This window comes from Limnohabitans sp., from assembly GCF_031539175.1.
Taxonomy (GTDB): Bacteria; Pseudomonadota; Gammaproteobacteria; order Burkholderiales; family Burkholderiaceae_C; genus Limnohabitans.
In genome coordinates this window covers 1-21438 of record NZ_JAVKLQ010000058.1, presented here as the reverse complement: position 1 = coordinate 21438, position 21438 = coordinate 1, and the positions used below count along the sequence as shown (strand labels likewise).

The window sequence follows — 21438 nt, the reverse complement described above, 5'->3', positions numbered from 1 at the left end:
GGTATCGTTCTTCTCGGCTGAGGTGCTTGTACATTGGGCAATTTCGATTTGGCGGTTAAAGCGGCCATGATGCTCTCGCATCCTCAGCCACCTATAACCAGTTCATCTTTGTTGCACTTCGTCCTTGAATCCGCCTAGCAATAAAAACACAACAGCAGAAATCAAACTGCACCCCGGTCAAGCTGGCGCCGATGATGATTCAAGACTAAAAAGAACCAAAGTTCTTGAAGTCAATTTATCACCATTTGAGTATGACAGTCTCAAAGACAAGTGGAGAGAAACCGATTTTAATTCAATGGCCAAGTTTGCTAGATACAGATTATTTGGCGGCACCGAACATCAAATTACTCTACATTTCGAAAAAAAAAGAGATGATAGGATTCTTGCTGCTAAATATATTGCGGAGCTAAATAAGCAAGGCAAAAATTTAAATCAGATTGCAAAACAGTTAAGCGTGAAAGCAGAGTTCACAAAACAAGAAACAAAATTACTTGTAGAAGAATTGAAAAATACATTGCTTGCCATTCAAGAAATCAAAGATATTTTTACTCCAAAGAAAAAAATCTAAGGCTTGTTTTGTGATCAACGTTGTTCAAGGACACCGCACGAACTCTGTTCAAGAAGCGATTAACTATCTAAAAAGTGACCACGATCATAAAGGCGTGGAGAGAAAACCTAAGCCTAGATTTTTCACCGGAAGTGAAAATGATTGTCTTGCTGTTTGTGAAACTATAGACAGAAAGCATAAGTATGTTTCTGGAACTTTAGCTTTTGAAGCTAATGAATGTCCAAGTGATAGTCAACTTATGGAAGTCGTTAAATCATTCCGTTCAACTTTCATGGCAGGTCTTGAACATGGAGTTAATTTTGTAGACTTCTGGAACATTCACCAAGATAAACGTGGCCGTATTGAGTTGAACTACATAATTCCGTTGACTGAGCTAACCACTGGAAAAAGAATTAATCCCTTTCCACCAGGTAAAGAAAAGGAAGATTTTAAGGACGCATTTGATGCAAACTGGAATCATCTTCTTGGTTTTGATCAGGTAGTTCGTGATCCACTTAAAGCATCATGTTCAAAATTTGAAACTAAAGTTTTGCCTTACTCAGATTCAAAACTTGCAAAGCAAATTAGAGCCACGAAGCCAGATAAGGACGATATTAGTGCAAATGTTGCCTATCAAATTCACCAAGGAAAAATTTCCAGTAGACAGCAGTTGTTTGATTACTTGGAAAATTTTGGAGAAATTACCAGAGTGAACGATAAGTTTGTATCACTTAAAATTCACGGATCACAAAAAGCTTTTCGTTTAAAAGGTCCAGTTTATGAACATGGTGCCGATTTTCAGAAGTTGAAAATTGAGTCTGCCACAAAAAATGCGCCTTATAGAAAGCAGCTAAATGATTCTGACTTTCAAAAGGTACGTTTAACTTTGGCACGATTGACTAACTCCAGAAAGGCATTCAATCAAAAATTGATTGCTACTCCCATGACTGGAAGAAGTAACAGTAACCGTTTATATGGAGATAAAGCAATTGTCAAACAGACTGCACCAGTGAAAGAGGTTCAGCAGACACCACAGAAGGCCCCTACACAGGCTCAAGCGCCATTGACCAGCACATCATCTAAGCAACCTCCTGTAATCGCTCAGAAGCCACCTACAGCCGGTAAACCAGCAACGAAAGATTCACCATCTAAAAATAGTGGTTCTTCTGGATCAACTTCAATGGGTAGCAGTTCAGATTCTTCTATTGGAAATCTTCAGGCTCAATTGTCTGATTTGAGAAATCAAATTGCCAATGCTAAAGATCCAGCCAAAGTAGCATCTTTAAAAGTTAGAGCAATGAAACTTGAACAGCAGATTGGTGCAGCAGTGGAAGCTGATCGCATTAGAAAGCTCAAAGAGTCAGAGCGATTTAGTGGCATCAAGAAAAAGTATTGAATATTTGGTCAATAAAAAAGCACCCAAAGATGCTTATATTTTCTTTGTCTTTTCTTTTGACCTTGGATCTAACGCAATATTCAGCTTTTCATTAAGATACTTTTTTTCAAGCCAATAGTTAAGTTCTACTTCTGTCATTTCAACGCCATGTATAAACCAACGTTTAGATTTATCAAAAGGAAACTCAATTGCAGGACCATCTTCACGATGAAGCTTTCCATTAAAATACCACTCACTACTATAACTTGATTCAATAGCCGGCCCATCCTCCCTATGTGGAACGCCATCCTTGTACCAAATAGTTCTATCGCTTACTTTATATTTTCCATTTCTTTTCTTCTTCATTTTTTCTCCGTATCCTATAGCAGCATACGAAATGCAGAATTCATGTCAACAAAAAAGCACCCGAAGGTGCTTTCTCTATTTGTAATCACGGAAGACATTATCGTCATCATCTATTGCATCGCCTTTTTTCTTTTCTTCAATTACCTCTTCAATTATTTTTTTCAACTGGCGTTTTCTATCATCTTTCCAGTTAACAAAAACAGTCATTATTATGAATATAAAAGCGGCAATTCCGCAAAGGTTGAAAATTACCTGTGTTATATCTCTTATTTCTGCAAGCATAAATCCTCCATCTTTTACCAAAAATAATTGGTATAAGTTGAAAGTCAACTAGCAGTAGCCCAAAGTTTTGCGCCAATGTCACTATGCCTTAAAGTGGCATATCGTTTCAAAGTCCCTAACTCAATATGGCCTGAAATTTTGCTAATTTCAATGTCAGTCAAATTTGTATTCACAAAATACCAGCTAACAGCACAATGCCTTAAGTCGTGAATTTTGAAGTTTGTAACTTTGGCATTTTTGCAGATGACTTTGAACCGAGCAGCAAGAACAGAACTACTTTTCCAATAGTCACCAAACACCAACGATTGACCATCTTTCTTCAACTTCATAAGCCTGTCTTTAATGAAGTGGTAGAACTCTGGCCTTAGTGGAACCTTCCGATCTTCGGCATTCTTTTTATCAGCAATTTTTGTGTTCTCTTTGGGAACAAAAATGTATGAGTGACTTGGATTTTTTTCATCCAAATGAATTTCACTCCACTTGATAAGAAGACTTTCACCAGCACGCATACACGAATAATATTGCCAAAGAATAAGACACCGCAACTCTTCGCGCTTCACATACATTTTTTCTGTAGCAGCCATCAAGCTATCTAATTCACCAGCTTCAAGAATCCGATCCCTTGGAATCCATGCTTTGGGTGGCGAATTCTCATCAAATGGCTTACGGTCAAACATGTAATCGTGGTGCTTGGCGTGCCACGCCAAAGAAGTTTTGATAGCGTAATAAAGCTTCCTGATAGTGCTTTCGCTGTAGGTCTTTGTGACCATCTCACCAGTTTTTACATCCAGAATTTTATGACCAGCATAAAGCGGACTAGGCTTCTTTTTAGTCGCTTGATCTGGAACTTTTTGTTCTAGTTTGGTTTTCAGGTATAGAGCAAACGTTCCAGACTTGAAATTTCCAAGCGGAACTTTTCCAATCTCCAACTTCAATTTTTCAAGGTCATACCGTTTGCCATCGGCAACAGTGTTGTGCTTTAAATATTCGGTGAAAATCTGAGCCAAAGTCAGTTTCTTGATTTTGGTGATGTCTACCGACTCACCACGATCAATTTTTGACTTGACTTCACGAATGAATTTTTCAGCTTCTTTTTTGGTCTTGTAGGTCTTGCTTACCGCAACACCAGCTTCGCGCACACGTACCAAGAACGACACATCGCCATTGACACCCACACGTTCAGTGATCAACTTCCCCGCCATCTTCACCACTCCTTTTAGAACGTCCAAGTTGGAACTTGGAACAAATTTGGAACATTGTGGCTAGGATAGCGTACTAAGAACACGTAAGTGGTTGCTGTACAATGACTTTTTCAACTTGTTATTGTTCCCTCCTAAGGTGTAGATATGGGTTCGATTCCCGTCGGAGGCACCATGACTTGAAACTCACTAGCAAGTCTGCGACAGCCCTAGTCGCATTTCAGGCCTACCCTTCCAGTGTCAAAAACATCACACACTGGAGCCACAATGAAACTCAACGCCCTGACACGCTTGGCAGCCCCCTTTGCGAGCCTTTGTTTAGCCGCCTGTGCCCAAATGGCGCCACCTGCGCAAGGCTGGACAGCACTCTTTGACAACCACAGCAACCTCAATGGTTGGACCCTGGTGGGTGATGCCAATTGGCGCCTGCAAGATGGTGCCATTCAAGCGGATCTATTGCGCGGCAAAGCCCCCAGTTACCTCGTCAGCAAGCAAACGTTCGCCGACCAAGAGATTTACGCAGAACTCTGGGTGGATACACAAACCAACAGCGGAATCTTTATTCGCTGCCAAGACGCCCAAAAAATTGGCGCTGACAACTGCTATGAAATTAATGTGTGGGACACACGCCCCGATCCAAGCTACGGCACAGGTGCGATTGTGGATGTTGCCAAAGTCTCACCAATGCCTAAGGCTGGCGGGCAATGGAACACCCTGGAAATCCAAGCTAAAAATAATCACTTAACTGTCAAGTTGAACGGTGTCGTGACAGCGGATGCGATTGACAACAAACTGAGCAGCGGCTATTTGGCGCTACAGTTTGGCAGTGGCATTGTGAAGTTCAGAAAAGTATTAACGCGGCCGATTTAAGCGGCCATCAAATCAGGTTGTGCGACGGCTTGCGCCATCGCATCGCTCAATTCTTTGAAATACTGCTCAGACAAAGCCGTGGTCACCAAGTATTTGGTACGACGGTTTTTACCTTTGAACACTTGCTCGATCAAACCAGCTTCACGGAGCAAGTCCAGTTTGCGTTGAATCGTCGCGGGAGACGCAATGCAGGACAACTCCATGGCATTGCTCACCGTCATGGGGTTATCTTGTGTGTGGCGCAACAAAATCTTATCCAGCAGCTGTTTTGCAAGCGGATCAATATCAGACATTTTGCTCGAGGGCTCTGTATTCAAAGCCTCGATCAACTGGAGGTAGCGTAAGTAAGAGGTTTTCAAGAGGAGGCCTCAACTGTTAAAACTGGGAATTTCACAAATTTTCTGACCCCGTATTTTTTATTGTTGATCTTAGCATATACGCCAATTGGCGTATATGGTTACGCGTAAACCCTGATCACAAAATGGTTGCCACCAGCGACGCAAGACACGGTGGCGACGTTGCAGCGGCAACGCTTGCCTTATGCTGAAAACATGACCGCCACAGCCCCTAGAACTCGACTCTCTGCCACAGCCTTCGCCACGCTGTTACTCATCGCTTTGATGATGGGCTCCAACCATGTGGCGGCTCGCTTTGCTTTTCAAAACGGGGTAGACGTTGCCACTGCAGTCAGCGTACGCAGCGGCATCACAGCCATCGTGGTGGCCTGCTTGCTGTGGCATCACCGCGTGTCCATGCGTTTGACAGGGCGACACAAACGCGGCTTGCTCGCCGTGGGGCTGCTCGTGGGCATACAAAGCCTCTGTCTGTACTCGTCAGTGGCACGTTTGCCCGTCGCCTTGGCCCTACTCGCTTTCAACACCTACCCTTTGTGGACAGCCCTCTGGGCTCGCCTCGTCTATGGACACAAAGCCGACCCTACGTTGTTGCGCACCATGCCTGTCATGCTCTTGGGCTTGGCCCTTGCACTCGACGTACTGGGCGCAGCCTCAGGTCTTGGCGCGCAAGCGCAATGGGCAGCCATTGGAATCGGTGTGGCATTTGCCCTCGCCGCAGCAGCCACATTTGGCTTGGCTTTGGTATTCACGCAGCACGAAGCGGGCGATTTAGACGGTCGACTGCGAACCTTCAGCACCATGAGCTTGGTGTTTTTACTCAGCAGCAGTGTCGTCCTTGCGCAAGGCGGGCTTCATTTGCCCACAGCCTCAGCGGGTTGGTGGGGCTTGGCCGCTTTGACCTTTCTGTACGGCACAGCATTCACCATCATGTTCACCGTGCTGCCACGCTTGGGCGTGGTGGGCAACTCTGCCATCATGAATGTAGAGCCCGTATTTGCCTTGGTACTGGCGTGGATCATGCTGGACCAAGCCATTGCTCCGGTTCAAGTGATCGGCGGTTTGCTGGTGGTCGCCACAGTGATGTTTTTGGGGCTACGTAAGCGATGACGCTGCGTCTTGGTACGCTCCCACGCCTCTGGGCCATCAGAGGGGGGATCTGTCTGCTGCTGGCAAACAGCACGTTGCAGGCGCAAACACAGCAACAAGCCCAGCAACACATCGCCTCCGACATTGAAAGCGGCTTCAACATCATGCTCAATCGCCAAGAAGGCAATTGTTTGACGTGCCACACGCTGAACGACTGGCGCGATCAAACGCAACGCCACAAAGAGCTCGGCCAACAAGGCAATTTCGGCCCCGTCCTAGACGGCGTAGGCACTCGCTACAACAAGACAGAACTTTTGCAATGGGTCACCGATGCTCGCAAAATCAAGCCCGACACCTTGATGCCGCCCTACGGCAGCTTAGATGGACTGAACCAACCCAACGCCTCGCGCCCCTTACTCACCCTCGAGCAACGCCAAGCGGTGGCAGCAGCGCTCAGCACTTTGCGATAAACCAGACACACGCACGATGCGAAACCCGCCTATTCAGCGCCGACAACATTTGATGCAACTGGCTGCCATCAGCGCCAGCCTGTGTGTGACAAAGTCCGCCCAAGCCGAGGATTTGACACAAGCGCATCTGAAATCGCGTGGGCTGTCCGAGCAAGGCATGACCATCGATCTACCGCCACTGTCTGATAACAGCAACGCCATTCCCCTGCAACTCGCGATACAAGCGCCACCAGGCCGACGTATTCAAAACTTTGACATCGTTGCACCAGAAAATCCCAACCCACTCATCTTGCGCCTCAAGCTACAACAACCTCAAGCCCGCTACCGCTTAAGCACCCGCATCCGTTTGGCGATGACGCAAGAGGTGTGGGTCATCGCCACACTTGATGATGGCCAGCAGCTGGGCAAAGCGTCGCCCATCATCGTGACGGCTACCGCCTGTTTTGACGAGACCTGACATGGCAAACCCATCACTTCAAATTCCCGTGCGACTGACTTTGGCTGGCCCTATGCGTGCACACAGCGACGTCGAAGTTCGACTCATGCTGGGGCACGACATGGAAACGGGGTTCAGGCACGACAGCTCAGGCGTTCGAGTGCCCAAAAACATTTTGGAAACCCTCACCATCAAGCTCAACCAAACACTGATTTTTGAAGCCACCCTGGGCACGGGCATGTCAGCCAACCCCATGCTGTTTTTCCCGCTCACCTTACCGCCCGAAGGTGGGACCTTGGTGGTCACTTGGATGGATGACCAAGGCCGCAGCGGCAGCATGCGCAAACTCTTGGTTTACGAATAAGCCCATGCGTGTCTGGCGACTTCACCTCTCAGCTCTTTTGACCCTGTTCGTGGTGCTGGGGGTAGGCAACGCCCAAACAAGGCAAAGTGGCCTGCTGTTTTTAACGCCGCAGTTGCAAGCCATGCAACGCGACCCCGACACCAACCCAATCAGCCTATGGCGTGACCAAGGCCAAGCGCTTTGGTCTGCGCAGTGCACGGGTTGTCACCCTAAAACTGAGGCCATGAAAGACGTGGCCACGCATTACCCAAAGTTGGTCGCCATCAACGGCATGCATCAGTTGCGCAACTTGGAAGATCAAATCAATGCCTGCCGCCAGCGCACAGAGCATCCCGCCAAAAGTTTGGAAGATGCCGACACCTTGTCGCTCAGCACATGGCTACACACACAAGCCCAAGGCCTGCCCGTCGACGTTCAACCGCCCACGAATGCGCCAGAAGCCCTAGTTGCTTGGCAAGCGGCGTTGACCCAAGGCACCCAACGTTATGCCACACGCCTAGGCCGTATGAACTTGGCGTGTGTGCACTGCCACGATGGCAAAGTCGGCACGCAGTTGCGCGCTGAGGTGATCAGCCCAGCGCACCCTACGGGCTTTCCCATTTACCGCTTGAATTGGCAAACACTGGGCGGCATCGACCGTCGTTTGCGCGCTTGCTACTCCGGTGTGCAAGCGCAAGTACCCGCCCCAGGCAGCACAGAACTGCGCCAACTGGAGCTCTACTTGAAGGTGCGCGCCAACGGCATGCCGCTAGACGGCCCCTCCATTCGACGCTGAGTTAGACCAGCGTCAAACCGTGGTTGCGCAAGGGCAAATCACGCGGCGCCTTGCCTGTGGCGGCATAAATAGCGTTGAGCACCGCAGGGCCCACCACGCAAATCGTAGGTTCACCCACACCGCCCCAGAAGTCGCCGCTCGGCACCAACACGGTTTCCACCTTCGGCGTGTGCTGCATGCGCATGACAGGGTAGGTGTCAAAGTTACGCTCCTTCATGCGCCCCTTCTCCACTGTGTTTTCGCCCATGAAGACGGCCGACAAGCCCATCACCACCGAGCCCTCAATCTGCGCGCGCACTTGCGCAGGGTTCACCACATGGCCTGAGTCCAACGCAAACACCATGCGGTGCACGCGAACTTCCCCCTTGGGCGACACCGACACCTCAGCCGTCGCGGCCGAGTAACTGGCGTAACCCATGAATTGCGCAATGCCACGGAACACACCGGGTGGCAACGGTTTGCCCCAATCGCCCTTTTCAGCGGCTGCATTGAGCACCGCCAAATGCTTGGGGTGGTTCTTCATCAAGGCACGACGAAACTCCAGCGGATCTTTGCCCGCTGCTTTGGCGCACTCTTCGATGAAGCACTCCATGTAAATGCCGTTTTGGTTCGTGTTCACGCCACGCCAAGGCCCCACAGGGACATGGGTGTTGCGCATCACGTATTCGGTCAGCAGCGTGGGGAAGGTGTAGCCCAACTGCGCATCGCCCGCCTCTTCCCAAAAGCCTTGCATCTGACGCGTGTCCTTGTTGTTCTTGATCGACATGGGCGACAACAAGGCATTGAGGGACTGACCGGCCACACGCACATGAAAGCCCGTCATCTGCCCTTGTGCGTCAATGCCTGCCGACATCTTGGCCATCGAGATGGGTCGGTAAAAGTCATGCGTCATGTCTTCTTCGCGGCTCCACACCAGTTTGATGGCTTTGCCCGGAAACTTCTTGGCCACTTGCGCCGCTTGGTTCACATACTCTTGATGCCCACCTCGACGGCCAAAGCCGCCACCGAGGTCCATCTTGTACACATCGCAATTGGCCAACGCAAAGCCCGTGGCTTCCGCCAAAGCGGCCAACGAGCCTTCGGCGCTTTGCGTCGGCACCCATGCCTCGGCACGGTCACCGGTGATACGCACGGTGCAGTTCATCGGCTCCATCGTGGCATGCGCCAAGAAGGGGCTGGTGTAGGTCGCCTCCACTTGCTTGACAGCCCCTTGAATGGCAGCAGGCGCGTCACCGACTTTGCGTTGCCAAAAATCGCCCTCGGCCTTGAGACCTTCGCGCAACATGGCATCAATCGTGGCGCTGGAGGCGTTGGCATTCACCCCGTCATCCCACACGATGGGCAGGGCCGCTAAGGCTGTGTTGGCGCGCCAAAACGTGTCGGCCACCACGGCCAAGGTGCTGTCGTTGATTTTGACCACGCCTTTGACGCCACGCATCTTCGCAATCTTGCTTTCGTCGTAACTCACCAACTTGCCACCAAACACGGGGCTCTGTTTGACCGACGCATTCAACATGCCCGGCAATTGCAAATCGATGCTGAAGGTTTTACGGCCATCGACTTTGTCTGCGGTGTCCAAGCGACGCATGGACTTACCCGCGATTCGCCACTGGCTGGGCTTTTTGAGCACCAAGGCTTTGGCGTCTGGCGGCGTGAGCTTGGCGGCATCGTCGGCGACTTTGCCGTAACTCAGGCTGCGTCCCGACAAGGCGTGATGGATGACACCCTCTTTGGTCATCAACTCCGTCACAGGCACATTCCAACGGTTGGCGGCTGCTTGCATCAGCATCAGGCGTGCTGCTGCGCCGCCTCGGCGCACATAGTCGTGTGAGGTCCGAATGCCACGGCTACCGCCTGTCGACATGTCGCCCCATGCGCGCTTGCGGGCCAAGCTTTGGCCCGGCGTTGGCATTTCTGTGGTCACCTTGGACCAATCGCAATCCAGCTCTTCCGCCACCAGTTGCGCCAAACCGGTACGGGTGCCTTGACCCATCTCAGAGCGGGCAATGCGAATCACGCAAGTGTCATCGGGCTTGACCACCACCCATAGGTTGATTTCATTGGGCGTCAAGGTGGTGTAGGCTGCTTGCGCCATCGCCTCAGGGGCAAAGCTCAGGCCCAAAGCCAAGCCGCCGCCCAGCGTGGCTGTGCCCATCAAAAAAGAACGGCGTGAGGTGTTGATCTGTGTCATGGTGTGCTCCTCAAGCCAGTTGATCGGTGTTGACGGTTTCATAAGACGCCAAAACGTCGCCCAACTTCGCCTGTCCTGCCGCCACATGAATGGCGTCGCGAATGCGTTGGTAAGTGCCGCAACGGCAGATGTTGTTCATGGCTTCGTCGATGTCGGCATCGGTCGGTTTGGGAATACGCGCCAGCAACGCCGCCGCCGCCATGACTTGCCCCGATTGGCAATAGCCGCATTGCGGCACATCCAACTCGGTCCACGCTTTTTGAACCGCATGCGTGGCGTTCTTCGACAAGCCCTCGACGGTGATGACTTTCATCTGACCCACGGCCGAGACAGGGATCGAGCACGAACGCGCAGGTTGACCATTCAGATGCACCGTACAAGCGCCGCACTGTGCAACACCGCAACCGTATTTGGTCCCCGTCAATCCAAGCTCTTCACGCAAGGCCCAGAGCAAAGGCATTTGGGGTTCAACGTCCAAGTTGCGGACGGTTCCGTTCACGTTCAATTTCATAGCTGTCTCCTTATTTCAAATACATGGTGTTCGATCAGCGCAGCACTGCGCTCGCGTCGGCCGCTTGAATCAGCGATTGGGCGTCTTCAGGCAATAAAAAGCCCTCTTTCATGGCGCGCTCAGCGGCTTTGCGCACCGCTTGCACATAGCCCTCGTGCGAGCCATAGCGTTCTTGCAAAGAAGGTCGCACGTCTTGGTTGGCCTGACGCTCTTGCGCCGTGCGCGCGAACGGCACCATGCCACCGACGTAATTGCAAATCTCGTTCTTGTGGAAAGGCTTGTCACCATCGGCGGTGACGTTCCATCCCAAATAAGTGCCCAAAGGGGCATCGAGCAACACCACGGGCACACCACCACGCTCATTGCCATCCGCGTCAACCTTGGGGGCCAACATCGTCAACACTTGCTTGATGCGAGGCGGTGCAAACGTCGGCACACCCGAACCATCCAAGGCCTTGAAATCGGGACCCCAGTCGTAGTCGTGCACGGGCATGATGAAGTCACGCTCGGGAACGGTCGCACGCAGACCTGGTAAACGGGGATAGCCCAACGCGTCTTTGCTGGCCAACGCCAATTCGCCACGTGCCAAGGTCGGATAGCGACTGGCCGGAGGCTCTGTGCCCTTCATCACCCAATTGCGGAAATGCACGCGCAAAGCATTCACTGTTTGCGTGTGCGGCACGGGGTTGGCAGGCAACACACCTTGGCCAAAGTTATTGCCAGGGCAGATAGGGCCGCTCTTGGGTAAACCGACCCCCGGCAAGCTGGTGTCGAATCCGCCCGCACCACCGCCGTGGTTGCTACTGGCAATGTAGTAACGCTTGACGTTGGCAGGCAAAGGCAAATCTTGCTTGCCGTCTGTGCCCACCCACTCGGGCGTGAGCTTCAAAGCCCAGACCTCGGCAGAACCAAAGTGCTCCACAATTTTGGGACAGGTTTGCGTGCGGGTACACCGGTCCAAGATGCCAGCCGAGGGCAGACCACGCACCGTGTCGGGGTGAGGCAGCCACCACTGTGGCCCCTCACTGCCCGCCTGGTACAACTCCAACACACCATCGGGCTGTGCCCACCTGAAGTTCAGCGCAATACGGCGCCCAGCAATGATGGGCCAAAGACCGTCATGCACCTGCTTGCCCGCTTCGTCTTGGTTAAAGCCCAAGTGCAGCCACCCGCGCAAATAGTTGCCCGACTGCGACACACCACGCCCAATGCTGTGCTTGACGGTGTTGGCAATCGGGTTCGTCGTGCCTTGATCGTCCGCGCGTGCGTGTTTGAAGAAAACACCCACATCGCGCCAAGCCGCAAAGCCCACGCCCAAGACATAAGGGTCAGCACCGGTGAAGACCACTTGGTACAAACGTTTGGCATCAAAGCCATTTTTCAAACAAATTTGCGTGGCGTCTGGCACACCTGGAAACGGATGTTGCGCATCGCACTTGGCCCAAGCCCAATCGGTGGCGGCGATGGTTTGCTCATCGCTCACCTCACCACGCATGTTTTCTGCACCGCGCGAGGTCAACGTGGCTTTGGACGTGTCCAAGTCCATTGGCTTGTAGGGCACAGGGTTGTTTTGCACGATCAAAGGCTGCGAGTTAGGGCCCGATTGGTTGACGATACGCCCGAGCACAGATCCGGTCACGCGCGAGCCGTCTTTGTACTTAGCCACAGGCACTTGCAAGAACTGCATACCTGACACAGAGGCCTTGGGCTTGATGGCGGTCCAACCTGCGTTATCACCCTGCCAAGCGCTGGCCAATTCAATGTCGCCCAAGGCGCGTTCTTGCGCCGCGAAGGGGTAGACCCGACCACGGTTGGGCACGTCGTGCCACATCAAACCGCTGGCTTGCTTCAAGTCGACGGGTTTGTAAATCACAAACGACGCCATGTAGCGCACTTTGCCATCAGCGTCTTTGGCCAATTCAATGTCTTGAATGATGGCGTTGGCGGGCAACTGGGCATCCAACTCACCAAACGCACGACCTGCGATTTGCTCGTAGGCCATGTCCACCCCTGCCACGGCGGGCATGGGCTGCGTTTCGTCAATGACGATGCGTGTCACACGCGCTTGCGCGTTGAAGTGCATCGCCCCCAAAAGGCCAAAGGCCAACACCCAAGCAGCTTTGTGCATCGTCAATCCTTCACATCAAAGTAAGTTCATCGTTGTTTGATCAGCGTGTCATCCGAGGTGCGGTTTTCAGCAAAGCCTCAACCTCACTTTTCCACCACTTGGCTTGCCCTGTCGTGCCGTGGCCCGCAGTTTGATCACTGGCAGGAATCAAGAGCAAGCGTGAATTCGGTATGCGCTTGAGCACTTTGTCCATCACACCCAACTCGGGTGGGTTACGTTCGTCATCGGCAGAGTTGATGGCCAAGACCGTGGCTTTGATTTTTTCGAGATGCGCAAGTGGGTTGTAGTCGCGCGACGAGTCCCATTGGTAAAGGTGGTCATTGGCATCGCCTGGGAACGCGGCTTTCAAGCGCTGGTCCAACAGCTGGTCAGCCTTCTCGCGCGTGGGGGCCAAGCGTTGCAAGGCTTGATGGCCGCCACTGGTGGCGGTGGCGTAAAACACGGAGGAAAATTGCCAGCTGCGCGGTTGGGTGGTGTAGTTGCCCCCCATCCATTCGGGATCGTTGCGAATCGAGTCGATGATCAGTCGACGCATCATCCAATTGCGCCCAGACATCTCACTGGGCATGGACGCCATAGGCACCATCACATCCATGAATTCAGGATGCGTCATGCCCCACAGCCACACCTGCATGCCGCCCATCGAGTTGCCCAAGATCAGGCGCACATGCTTGACATTCAAGCCTTCCGTGAGCAGGCGAAATTGCGCATTCACCATGTCGTCGTAGTTGTAACGCGGGAATTTAGCGCGCAACCCATCCGATGGTTTGCTGGAGCGACCGGTGCCAATGGCGTCGGGCAAGATCACGAAGTATTTGCTGGCATCCAAGGCTTGGCCGGGACCAAACAGCTCGCCACCAAATGCAGGGTTCAACATGCCCGTGCCTGTGCCGGTGGTGCCATGCAAGATCACCACCGCTTCGTTCGCGGGATCGCCCAACGTGGTGTAGCCCACTTTCAACTCCGGCATTACCTCACCGGTGTGAAAGCGAAAGTCTTTGGCCAACCAAACGCCTTCCTTGCGGTTCGTGAAGTTTTGCGCATCCGCGCAGGTCATGAGCAAAGACAACACCACGCCAAATAAGCTCGATAAGTGACGATTCATACACCCCACCTTTTAAAGAGATTTCAAAAATTCGATGACAGCTTTCACGGTCTGTGCCGTGGATTCTGGGTTGTGCCCCACATGCGCGCCCACCGCCACGCAGGCGTCGGTGTAGCTAAAGGCTGCGCCTGTTTTTTCATTCACCAACTCGGCGGGCGACTTTTCTGTGAAATAGCAGTTGCGTGTGCTTTGCGCGCTTGGAACTGCCAAGCGTTTGGGCGCCAACGGGCTGTCGTAACCGTGCTCGGTATCGGGGAATTCTGTGAGGCTCACATCCACACCTTGCTGCTTCAAGGTCTGCACATAACTGCGGCATGGCGCGACGTTCACATAGTCATCGGTGGTGCCATGAAAAAAGCGCATCGGCGCCCCCGTCAATTGGGTGTCTCCCAAGTAGCGGGTATTGCATGGGGTGTAAAGCCCGATGTGCGCCGCAAACTGTGCACGGCTGCCGTACATGGCTTTGAATCGGGTGGAGGCAGAGAAGACCGAGGCGACTGCCCCCTTGGAAAATCCCATCACCGAGATTTTTTTGGCATCAATGCGCGGGTGCTTGGCGAGCATGTCCAGCGCACGGTAGGCGTCCACCATCATGGCCAAACTGTGCAGCTGGGTTTGGTCTTGCACCGTACTCACAATGCCTCGCCCCGAAAAGGTATCGATCACAAAGGTGGCTATGCCTGATTGGTTGAGCTGGTGCAGCCACATGTCCATGCTGCCGCTCACACCCCCACTGCCATGCACCAAGACCACCACGGGATATTTGGCGGTGGTGCCCACGGGCAGCCGCAACTCACCCGCCAAAGTCACCGGCTTGCCCGCTTGCCCGCCACGTAAAAACTCATCCCCCGTCAAGGTGGTGCTTTGAATGGGGTGAAGCTCTATGCGAGAGGGCAAATTGACACTGTTCTGTGCACCACTCCATAAAGGTAAAACCAGCATCAAAGATGTCAAAACCTGTTTGAGACGAGACAAGCAACAACGCGTCATGGAAAGCTCCTGCAGTAGAGATCGCGCGACTCTAAGGCGGCCCCCAGCCACGCTGTGTCGCGCAGGTGGCAAACAAAACCCAAGCCAGCAGCAGTGCCAATCGCCTTGGCGACTCGATCGCTGGAAATTTCAGCTTTAATCCGGCTCACTAAAAGGAGACCTTCGTGAAACTGACCCGCTTAAATCGCACTCTGCAAAGTGCCACCCTCACACTGGGCATGGCCCTGAGTACCTTGGCCATGGCGCAAGCGCCTGCTGCTGCGCCCGCTGCTGCGGCCATTCCTCCCACTTGGGCACAAGGCCGCACGGCTGAACAAGCGGCCTTGAATTTGGTACCCCATCCCCCAGGCATGACCGCCTTGCCCGTCAGCGATATTCCTACGGACAAACTCAAAGTTCCCGCGGGCTTCAAAGTCGAGTTGTGGGCATCTGGCATGCCTAACGCACGCTCAATGGTGCAAACCCCAAGCGGCACCTTGTTTGTTGGCACCCGCTTCCCCGGCAACGTGTATGCCGTGGTTGAGAAAGACGGCAAGCGCGATGTCAAAGTGATCGCCAAAGGCCTGCACCGTCCCAACGGCGTGGCATTCAAAGATGGCTCGTTGTATGTGGCCGAGCTGTCTCGCATCATTCGCTACGACAACATCGAAGCCAACTTGGACAACCCACCTGCACCCGTCGTCGTGTTTGATGCACTGCCCAAGGACGAGGCCCACGGCTGGAAGTTCATGAAGTTGAGCCCCGATGGCAACTACCTGTATTTCCAAATCGGCACACCAGCCAACATCACGGTGCAACCCGTCACACACGCTGTGATTGTTCGCCTGAACCTCAAAACCAACATCTTGGAAACTGTGGCACATGGCGTGCGTAACAGCGTGGGCATGGACTTCCACCCCATCACCAAAGAGCTGTGGTTCACCAACAACGGCCGCGATTGGGTCAACGACGATCTGCCCAACGACACGCTGAACCGCATCACACGCAAAGGCATGAACTTTGGCTATCCGTTCTGCCACCAAGGTGACCTGTTGGACATCGATTTCGGCAAAGGCCGCTCTTGCGATGAGTTCGACAAGCCCGTGTCAAAGATTGGCCCTCACGTCGCCGCCTTGGGTATGCGCTTCTACACAGGCAAGCAATTCCCTGCCGAGTACACCAACAACATCTTCATCGCCGAGCACGGCTCTTGGAACCGTACCAAGAAAACCGGTTTTGATGTGGTGCGTGTCGCGCTCGATGCCAAAGGCAACGTGACCAAGAAAGAAGTCTTCATCTCCGGTTGGATTCAAGGTGATGATTTCTGGGGCCGCCCCGCGGACGTGCATGTCATGAAAGACGGCTCGATGCTGGTTTCTGACGACGTCGCTGGTGCCATCTTCCGCGTGTCACACAGCAAATAATGTTCTCGAACGTTTCAAAGGCCATTCCTGGAATGGCCTTTTTTTTCTTAGCATTCACCACCTCTTACGCCACAGCGGCCCCTGACGCTGTGGCGGGGCAAGCCAAAGCGCAGCTCTGCGCGGCTTGCCATGGAGAGAACGGTGTGTCGACCATCCCAGGCACACCCCACTTGGCCGCGCAACCTCAGCTGTCGATTTTTTATCAGCTGCTGCAGTTTCGCGACCAACGACGCAAAGGCAGCGGCATGGAAGCCATCGCCGCCACACTGAGCGAACAAGACATGCGTGACATCGCCGCGCACTACGCCCGTCAACCTGCACCCGCAGCCCACTCGGGCGGCGATGCTGCGCAAATTGCACGCGGTCAGCAAATTGCCCAACAGCAATATTGCTCATCGTGCCACGGCGCGCAGCTGCAAGGCCAAAAGCATGTGCCACGGTTGTCTGGACAATCCAGCGAATACTTTGTCACCCAACTTCGCAACTTGCGGTCTGGTGCTCGTGCTGACATGGACGGCACCATGGCCAGTGCTGCACGCAGCTTGACCGACGAGGAAATCGAAGCCATGGCGGCCTACGCCCGTAGCCTGCCTTGACAAGTTAAGAATGCGCGCTTGATTTAGATCAATCGAGCGCGCATGATGCCAAGGTGTAATTTGTTACAACTTTGGAGAAAACTATGAAGTCAAACGTAGGCGGCATTGACCGCGTTTTGCGGATCGTGGCGGGTCTGATCTCGATTGTTTTAGCAGCCACGGGGCAAATCGGCACTTGGGGTTATGTCGGCGTGATCGTTTTAGCCACGGGGTTGTTTAGCTTTTGCGGCGCTTACACCCTGTTCGGCTTCAGCACTTGCCCCTTAAAAACAGAAGAAGAGCTGAAAAGCTAAGCGGTTGCGACAGATCAATCCTCTGAAGCATAACAAGACGCAAGATGAGCCATCTCTTTTCACAAGGATGGCATCATGAAACTCTGGATTGATCTTTTCACCACTGACTATGGGCTGATGAGCATCATCGGCCTCGCCTTCATCATTGGCATGGGCGTCTTTTTTCTCAGGATGTTCTTGGGGCTGACAAAGACCTGAATTTGAGCCACAACAAACCTGCCCCTGTCACCGCGACAGGGAGCAACGAACCCCAATTGAGCCAAGTCCAGCCTTGGCTGGTGACCAAAGCTCCCGAGGCAAATGACGTGAATGCCATCGTGGCAAACACACAGAAATTAATAGCGGCTTGGGCACGATTTTTTTCAGCCGCTGTGTAGGCCTGCATCGACAGCGTGGTGCTGCCTGTGAACAAAAAGTTCCAACCGACCCCCAGCAAAAATAAAGCGAACAAGAATTGATGCAAGTCTGTGCCTGAGAGCGCCACAGCAATGCATGCGGCATTGAGCACCACACCGACACCCATGATCGTCAGCACGCCAAAACGTTTGATCAAATGCCCAGTGAAAAACCCAGGGGCAAACATGCCGATCACATGCCACTGCAGCACCCAAGCCGTGTCTTCAAACGGCAAACTGCACACTTGCATGGCCAAAGGCGTCGCCGCCATCAACAAGTTCATCACGCCATAGCCCAAAGCTGCCGCCAAAGTGGCGATCACAAACACGGGCTGTCGCATGATGACGCTCAAGGGACGACCTGTGTCGGCATGCATGGGCCCTGCAGTGACAGCGGGAAACTTGATCAAGCTCACCACGACCATGGACAACAGCGCGATCGCAGCCAGTGCCACATAAGCGCCCGCAAATGGCTTGGCCATCAAGCTCTTGGTTTGAATGGCCAAATTTGGACCGATGATGGCCCCCATCAAACCACCCGCCATCACCAACGAGACCGCCTTTTCACGGTAATCCGCAGCACACAGCTCTGCGGCGGCGAAGCGGTACAACTGCGCATTCGCACTGTAATACCCCGCCACCAACGTGGCGGTGACCAGCAGCCAAAACGATTGAACCGACACCGCCCAAGCCCCCAAACCCGCCGACAGCAACGCCACCAGCAACCCCAGTTGAAATGAGCCCTTGCGCCCAAATCGTTGCTGCGATTTGGAAACCAAACCCGTGCTGAGCGCACCGCCCACCACATAGCCCATCACGGGCAGCGTCGCCATCCATGACACTGGGGCCAAACTCAAACCCACCAAACCATTGATGGCAATGAAGGTGACGTTGTTGGTGAGAAACAGACCTTGGGCGATCGCAAGTAGAAGCAAATGACGGTTCATGGTGACCTAAGGCAAGGAAATAAAAAGGGGACGGATTTAAGCGAGGGTATCCCAAGCCTTCAGTGTTTCAGCCGCATACATCAAAGCAGGGCCACCACCCATGTAAACACACACGGCCAGCATCTCTTCAAGTTCTTGACGTGTGCATCCCAATTTGAGCAGCGCCTTGACATGAAAACCGATGCACCCCGAGCAATGCTGCGTGATGCCAATTGCGAGCGCCATCAGCTCTTTGTGCTTGGTGCTGACAGCGCCTTCAGCCATGGCTGACTTGGCCAATTGCCCAAAGCCTTGCATGGCGTCAGGTTGGCTCTTGCGAAATTGCCCCAGCGATTCAGTGATGCCTTGAATCAAATTGGCATGGTCAAACGTGCTCATCGAAATACCTCATCAATGGTTAAAAGACCGGCTGGGTTAGCCTAGATTGGTGAGACTAAATTGTATCTATAAATAATTAATCACTTATATTAAAAGCTGAGGCAAGCAGTCAACATTCATTTTTTTGGGGATTCATTTGTAGATGACTCACATCGCCCGTGATTCAGCGTAAGCTCGCACAACTTCTGTCTCTTGCCCTTTCAGGAAAACCCATGAACAACGATTTCATACACGACACACAAGCCCTGCTCAACCATGAGGGCCCAACCTTCTCACAACCAACACGACGCTTGGCCTTGCAATCAGCACTGGGCTTGGGATATGCGGCCGCTGCCATGCCGTTGATGGCACAAACAGCGATCAAGACATCCGGCGAAGGCTTGGTCGAGGGGGAAGTGATGGTGAATGTGAATGGGTTTCAAATGCCTGCCTACCGCTCTGCGCCAGCAGGTCAAACCAACCTGCCTGTGGTGTTGGTGATTTCTGAAATTTTTGGGGTGCACGAATACATCGCCGATGTCACGCGACGTTTTGCCAAGTTAGGCTATTTGGCCATTGCGCCGGAACTGTTCGTGCGTCAAGGTGACCCAAGCATGTATGGCGAAATCGCCAAGTTGCAATCCGAGGTGATCTCCAAAGTGCCAGACGCGCAAGTGATGAACGACTTAGATGCATGCCTCACTTGGGCAGCCACGCATGGCGGCAACCCAGACAGAGCAGCCATCACAGGTTTTTGCTGGGGTGGTCGTATCACGTGGCTCTACGCAGCGCACAACCCCAAACTCAAAGCAGGGGTTGCTTGGTATGGCCGCGTGGAAGGTCAAACCAATGCGAACAACCCACAGCATCCCGTTGATCTGGCGGCCTCATTGAAAGCGCCCGTCTTGGGTTTGTATGGTGCAGCAGACACTGGCATTTCCGTGGCCTCAGTGGATCGCATGAAAGCCTCGCTTTCAAAAGCCGCATCACAAGGCAACGCAGCAGCGAAGGCGTGTGAATTTGTGGTGTACCCCGACACACCACATGCCTTTCATGCCGACTACCGTGCCAGCTACACCGCAGGCCCAGCGAACGACGGCTGGCAGCGCGCCGTGGCATGGATGAAGCGATACGTTTAAACCACAACGTCAGGCCACAAACACCCGCGCTTTGCGCGGTGTGAGCACCAAGGTCTCACCCTCTGCAAATCCCTGCTCGTAGAACTGCGATGCAGGGATTTGCGCTTCAATGATCTGTTGATCTGACGTGCCATCGCCCTCCGCAGCCACCAGCTCTAAGCGTGCAATCGGCCCCACCACAATGGCACGGGTGAGTTGCGCCACGATGCCACCATCGTCATCTCGACCCGACGTGTAGCGACGCACATCCAAATCGTGCGGGCGCACATAGGCAAAGGCTTTGGCGTCTTGTGTGTCGTGATGCTCGGGGCTGGCCACGCGCACAGTTTGGTCTTCCACGCCAATGTGCATTTCACCTTCGTGGGCGCGACCATGAAACAAGTTCACATCACCCAAGAAGCCATACACAAACGGGCTGGCGGGGTGTTCCCACACCTCTTGTGGGCTGCCCACTTGTTCGATGTTGCCCTTGTTCATCACCACCACGCGGTCGGCCACTTCGAGGGCTTCTTCTTGGTCGTGCGTCACAAAGATGGTGGTCACATTCAAGTCGTCGTGCAAGCGGCGCAACCAGCGGCGCAGCTCTTTGCGCACCTTCGCATCCAGCGCACCAAATGGCTCGTCCAGCAACAACACTTTGGGTTCAACCGCCAAAGCACGTGCCAAGGCAATGCGCTGGCGTTGGCCGCCTGAGAGCTGTGAGGGGTAGCGATCAGCCAACCAATCGAGCTGCACCAAGCCGAGCAAGTCGTGCACCTTCTTCTTGATTTGTTCTTCGCTGGGGCGCTCGTTGCGTGGCTTCACGCGCAAGCCAAAGGCCACGTTTTCAAACACCGTCATGTGGCGGAACAAGGCGTAGTGTTGGAACACAAAACCCACTTGGCGCTCGCGCACATGCACATGCGTGGTGTCTTCACCGCTGAACAAAATAGTGCCTGCGTCCGCGGTTTCTAAACCCGCGATGATGCGCAACAAGGTGGTTTTGCCGCAGCCCGATGGACCCAACAAAGCGATCAACTCGCCCGAGTGAATGTCAAGGCTTACATTGCCCAGCGCTTGGAAGTCGCCAAACTGTTTGTGGATGTTTCTGATTTCGATGCTCATGATTCTTTTACTCGGGCGGATTCAAGGACGAAGTGCAACAAAGATGAACTGGTTATAGGTGGCTGAGGATGCGAGAGCATCATGGCCGCTTTAACCGCCAAATCGAAATTGCCCAATGTACAAGCACCTCAGCCGAGAAGAACGATACCAAAT

Annotated in this window: 25 protein-coding genes; 13 read left to right on the top strand and 12 right to left on the bottom strand. The window is 53.1% G+C overall.

The window, feature by feature from the left end:
• Window positions 1–124 precede the first annotated feature (124 nt).
• Both RMS95_RS10475 and RMS95_RS10470 read left to right on the top strand, forming a co-directional pair.
• Window positions 125–568: a plasmid mobilization protein gene (locus tag RMS95_RS10475; RefSeq protein WP_310645950.1), complete on the top strand. Its 444-nt coding sequence runs from the start codon at window positions 125–127 to the stop codon at window positions 566–568.
• Entirely contained in the window at window positions 519–1943 is a 1425-nt protein-coding gene (locus RMS95_RS10470; RefSeq protein ID WP_310645948.1) for a hypothetical protein, read from the top strand. Before RMS95_RS10475 ends, RMS95_RS10470 begins: the two co-directional genes overlap by 50 nt.
• Before the next feature lie 33 nt (window positions 1944–1976).
• Here RMS95_RS10470 and RMS95_RS10465 read toward each other — a convergent pair whose 3' ends face one another.
• From RMS95_RS10465 to RMS95_RS10455, 3 genes are all read right to left on the bottom strand, one after another.
• Window positions 1977–2288, bottom strand: coding sequence for a hypothetical protein (locus RMS95_RS10465; protein WP_310645946.1), 312 nt, complete (start codon window positions 2286–2288; stop codon window positions 1977–1979).
• 75 nt (window positions 2289–2363) lie between these two features.
• Window positions 2364–2570 (bottom strand): hypothetical protein, encoded by a 207-nt coding sequence (locus RMS95_RS10460; protein ID WP_310645944.1) that lies wholly within the window; start codon window positions 2568–2570, stop codon window positions 2364–2366.
• A gap of 44 nt (window positions 2571–2614) precedes the next feature.
• A complete protein-coding gene (locus RMS95_RS10455; RefSeq protein WP_310645942.1) occupies window positions 2615–3799 on the bottom strand; it encodes a site-specific integrase in 1185 nt (394 codons plus the stop codon).
• Between the two features lie 237 nt (window positions 3800–4036).
• Between RMS95_RS10455 and RMS95_RS10450 the strand changes: the two genes are divergently transcribed.
• Entirely contained in the window at window positions 4037–4639 is a 603-nt protein-coding gene (locus RMS95_RS10450) for a DUF1080 domain-containing protein (RefSeq protein ID WP_310645940.1), read from the top strand.
• On the opposite strand, the gene RMS95_RS10445 is transcribed toward RMS95_RS10450, so the two are convergent.
• Complete coding sequence (locus tag RMS95_RS10445) at window positions 4636–4932, bottom strand: hypothetical protein (protein WP_310645938.1); 297 nt, start codon at window positions 4930–4932, stop codon at window positions 4636–4638. The genes RMS95_RS10450 and RMS95_RS10445 overlap by 4 nt on opposite strands.
• A gap of 258 nt (window positions 4933–5190) precedes the next feature.
• Between RMS95_RS10445 and RMS95_RS10440 the strand changes: the two genes are divergently transcribed.
• The 5 genes from RMS95_RS10440 to soxA are packed head-to-tail and all read left to right on the top strand — an operon-like array spanning window position 5191 to window position 8126.
• Window positions 5191–6102, top strand: a complete 912-nt coding sequence (locus RMS95_RS10440; protein ID WP_310645936.1) for a DMT family transporter — start codon at window positions 5191–5193, stop codon at window positions 6100–6102.
• Window positions 6099–6551: a c-type cytochrome gene (locus tag RMS95_RS10435; RefSeq protein ID WP_310645934.1), complete on the top strand. Its 453-nt coding sequence runs from the start codon at window positions 6099–6101 to the stop codon at window positions 6549–6551. Before RMS95_RS10440 ends, RMS95_RS10435 begins: the two co-directional genes overlap by 4 nt.
• 16 nt (window positions 6552–6567) lie before the next feature.
• Window positions 6568–7008, top strand: a complete 441-nt coding sequence (locus tag RMS95_RS10430) for a thiosulfate oxidation carrier protein SoxY (RefSeq protein WP_310645933.1) — start codon at window positions 6568–6570, stop codon at window positions 7006–7008.
• A gap of 1 nt (window position 7009) precedes the next feature.
• Entirely contained in the window at window positions 7010–7351 is a 342-nt protein-coding gene (locus RMS95_RS10425) for a thiosulfate oxidation carrier complex protein SoxZ (protein WP_310645931.1), read from the top strand.
• Window positions 7352–7355: 4 nt separating this feature from the next.
• Window positions 7356–8126, top strand: coding sequence for a sulfur oxidation c-type cytochrome SoxA (gene soxA, locus RMS95_RS10420; RefSeq protein WP_310645930.1), 771 nt, complete (start codon window positions 7356–7358; stop codon window positions 8124–8126).
• 1 nt (window position 8127) lies between these two features.
• On the opposite strand, the gene RMS95_RS10415 is transcribed toward soxA, so the two are convergent.
• Genes RMS95_RS10415 through RMS95_RS10395 form a run of 5 tightly spaced genes read right to left on the bottom strand, consistent with a single transcriptional unit; the run spans window position 8128 to window position 14958 of the window.
• On the bottom strand, window positions 8128–10317 hold the full coding sequence (locus tag RMS95_RS10415) for a molybdopterin cofactor-binding domain-containing protein (RefSeq protein ID WP_310645928.1): 2190 nt from the start codon (window positions 10315–10317) through the stop codon (window positions 8128–8130).
• Window positions 10318–10327: 10 nt separating this feature from the next.
• Entirely contained in the window at window positions 10328–10828 is a 501-nt protein-coding gene (locus RMS95_RS10410; protein ID WP_310645926.1) for a 2Fe-2S iron-sulfur cluster-binding protein, read from the bottom strand.
• Window positions 10829–10862: 34 nt separating this feature from the next.
• A complete protein-coding gene (locus tag RMS95_RS10405; RefSeq protein ID WP_310645923.1) occupies window positions 10863–12956 on the bottom strand; it encodes an alpha/beta hydrolase domain-containing protein in 2094 nt (697 codons plus the stop codon).
• 40 nt (window positions 12957–12996) lie between these two features.
• Window positions 12997–14061, bottom strand: coding sequence for an alpha/beta fold hydrolase (locus tag RMS95_RS10400; RefSeq protein ID WP_310645921.1), 1065 nt, complete (start codon window positions 14059–14061; stop codon window positions 12997–12999).
• Between the two features lie 12 nt (window positions 14062–14073).
• Window positions 14074–14958 (bottom strand): dienelactone hydrolase family protein, encoded by an 885-nt coding sequence (locus tag RMS95_RS10395; RefSeq protein WP_310645919.1) that lies wholly within the window; start codon window positions 14956–14958, stop codon window positions 14074–14076.
• A gap of 332 nt (window positions 14959–15290) precedes the next feature.
• Here RMS95_RS10395 and RMS95_RS10390 point away from each other — a divergent pair, with 332 nt between their 5' ends.
• The 4 genes from RMS95_RS10390 (at window position 15291) to RMS95_RS10375 (ending at window position 17541) form a co-directional block, all read left to right on the top strand.
• A complete protein-coding gene (locus tag RMS95_RS10390) occupies window positions 15291–16454 on the top strand; it encodes a PQQ-dependent sugar dehydrogenase (protein WP_405023384.1) in 1164 nt (387 codons plus the stop codon).
• A gap of 32 nt (window positions 16455–16486) precedes the next feature.
• On the top strand, window positions 16487–17050 hold the full coding sequence (locus RMS95_RS10385; RefSeq protein WP_310645916.1) for a c-type cytochrome: 564 nt from the start codon (window positions 16487–16489) through the stop codon (window positions 17048–17050).
• A gap of 83 nt (window positions 17051–17133) precedes the next feature.
• Complete coding sequence (locus RMS95_RS10380; protein ID WP_310645914.1) at window positions 17134–17343, top strand: DUF2892 domain-containing protein; 210 nt, start codon at window positions 17134–17136, stop codon at window positions 17341–17343.
• 75 nt (window positions 17344–17418) lie between these two features.
• Window positions 17419–17541, top strand: coding sequence for a DUF3149 domain-containing protein (locus tag RMS95_RS10375; protein ID WP_310645912.1), 123 nt, complete (start codon window positions 17419–17421; stop codon window positions 17539–17541).
• Here the strand turns inward: RMS95_RS10375 and RMS95_RS10370 are convergent.
• Complete coding sequence (locus RMS95_RS10370; RefSeq protein WP_310645910.1) at window positions 17510–18685, bottom strand: MFS transporter; 1176 nt, start codon at window positions 18683–18685, stop codon at window positions 17510–17512. The genes RMS95_RS10375 and RMS95_RS10370 overlap by 32 nt on opposite strands.
• A gap of 36 nt (window positions 18686–18721) precedes the next feature.
• Complete coding sequence (locus tag RMS95_RS10365) at window positions 18722–19063, bottom strand: carboxymuconolactone decarboxylase family protein (protein WP_310645908.1); 342 nt, start codon at window positions 19061–19063, stop codon at window positions 18722–18724.
• Window positions 19064–19275: 212 nt separating this feature from the next.
• On the opposite strand from RMS95_RS10365, the gene RMS95_RS10360 reads away from it, so the two are divergent.
• A complete protein-coding gene (locus RMS95_RS10360) occupies window positions 19276–20181 on the top strand; it encodes a dienelactone hydrolase family protein (RefSeq protein WP_310645906.1) in 906 nt (301 codons plus the stop codon).
• A 9-nt stretch (window positions 20182–20190) separates the two neighbouring features.
• On the opposite strand, the gene RMS95_RS10355 is transcribed toward RMS95_RS10360, so the two are convergent.
• Complete coding sequence (locus tag RMS95_RS10355; protein WP_310645904.1) at window positions 20191–21285, bottom strand: sulfate ABC transporter ATP-binding protein; 1095 nt, start codon at window positions 21283–21285, stop codon at window positions 20191–20193.
• Between the last annotated feature and the right edge of the window lie 153 nt (window positions 21286–21438).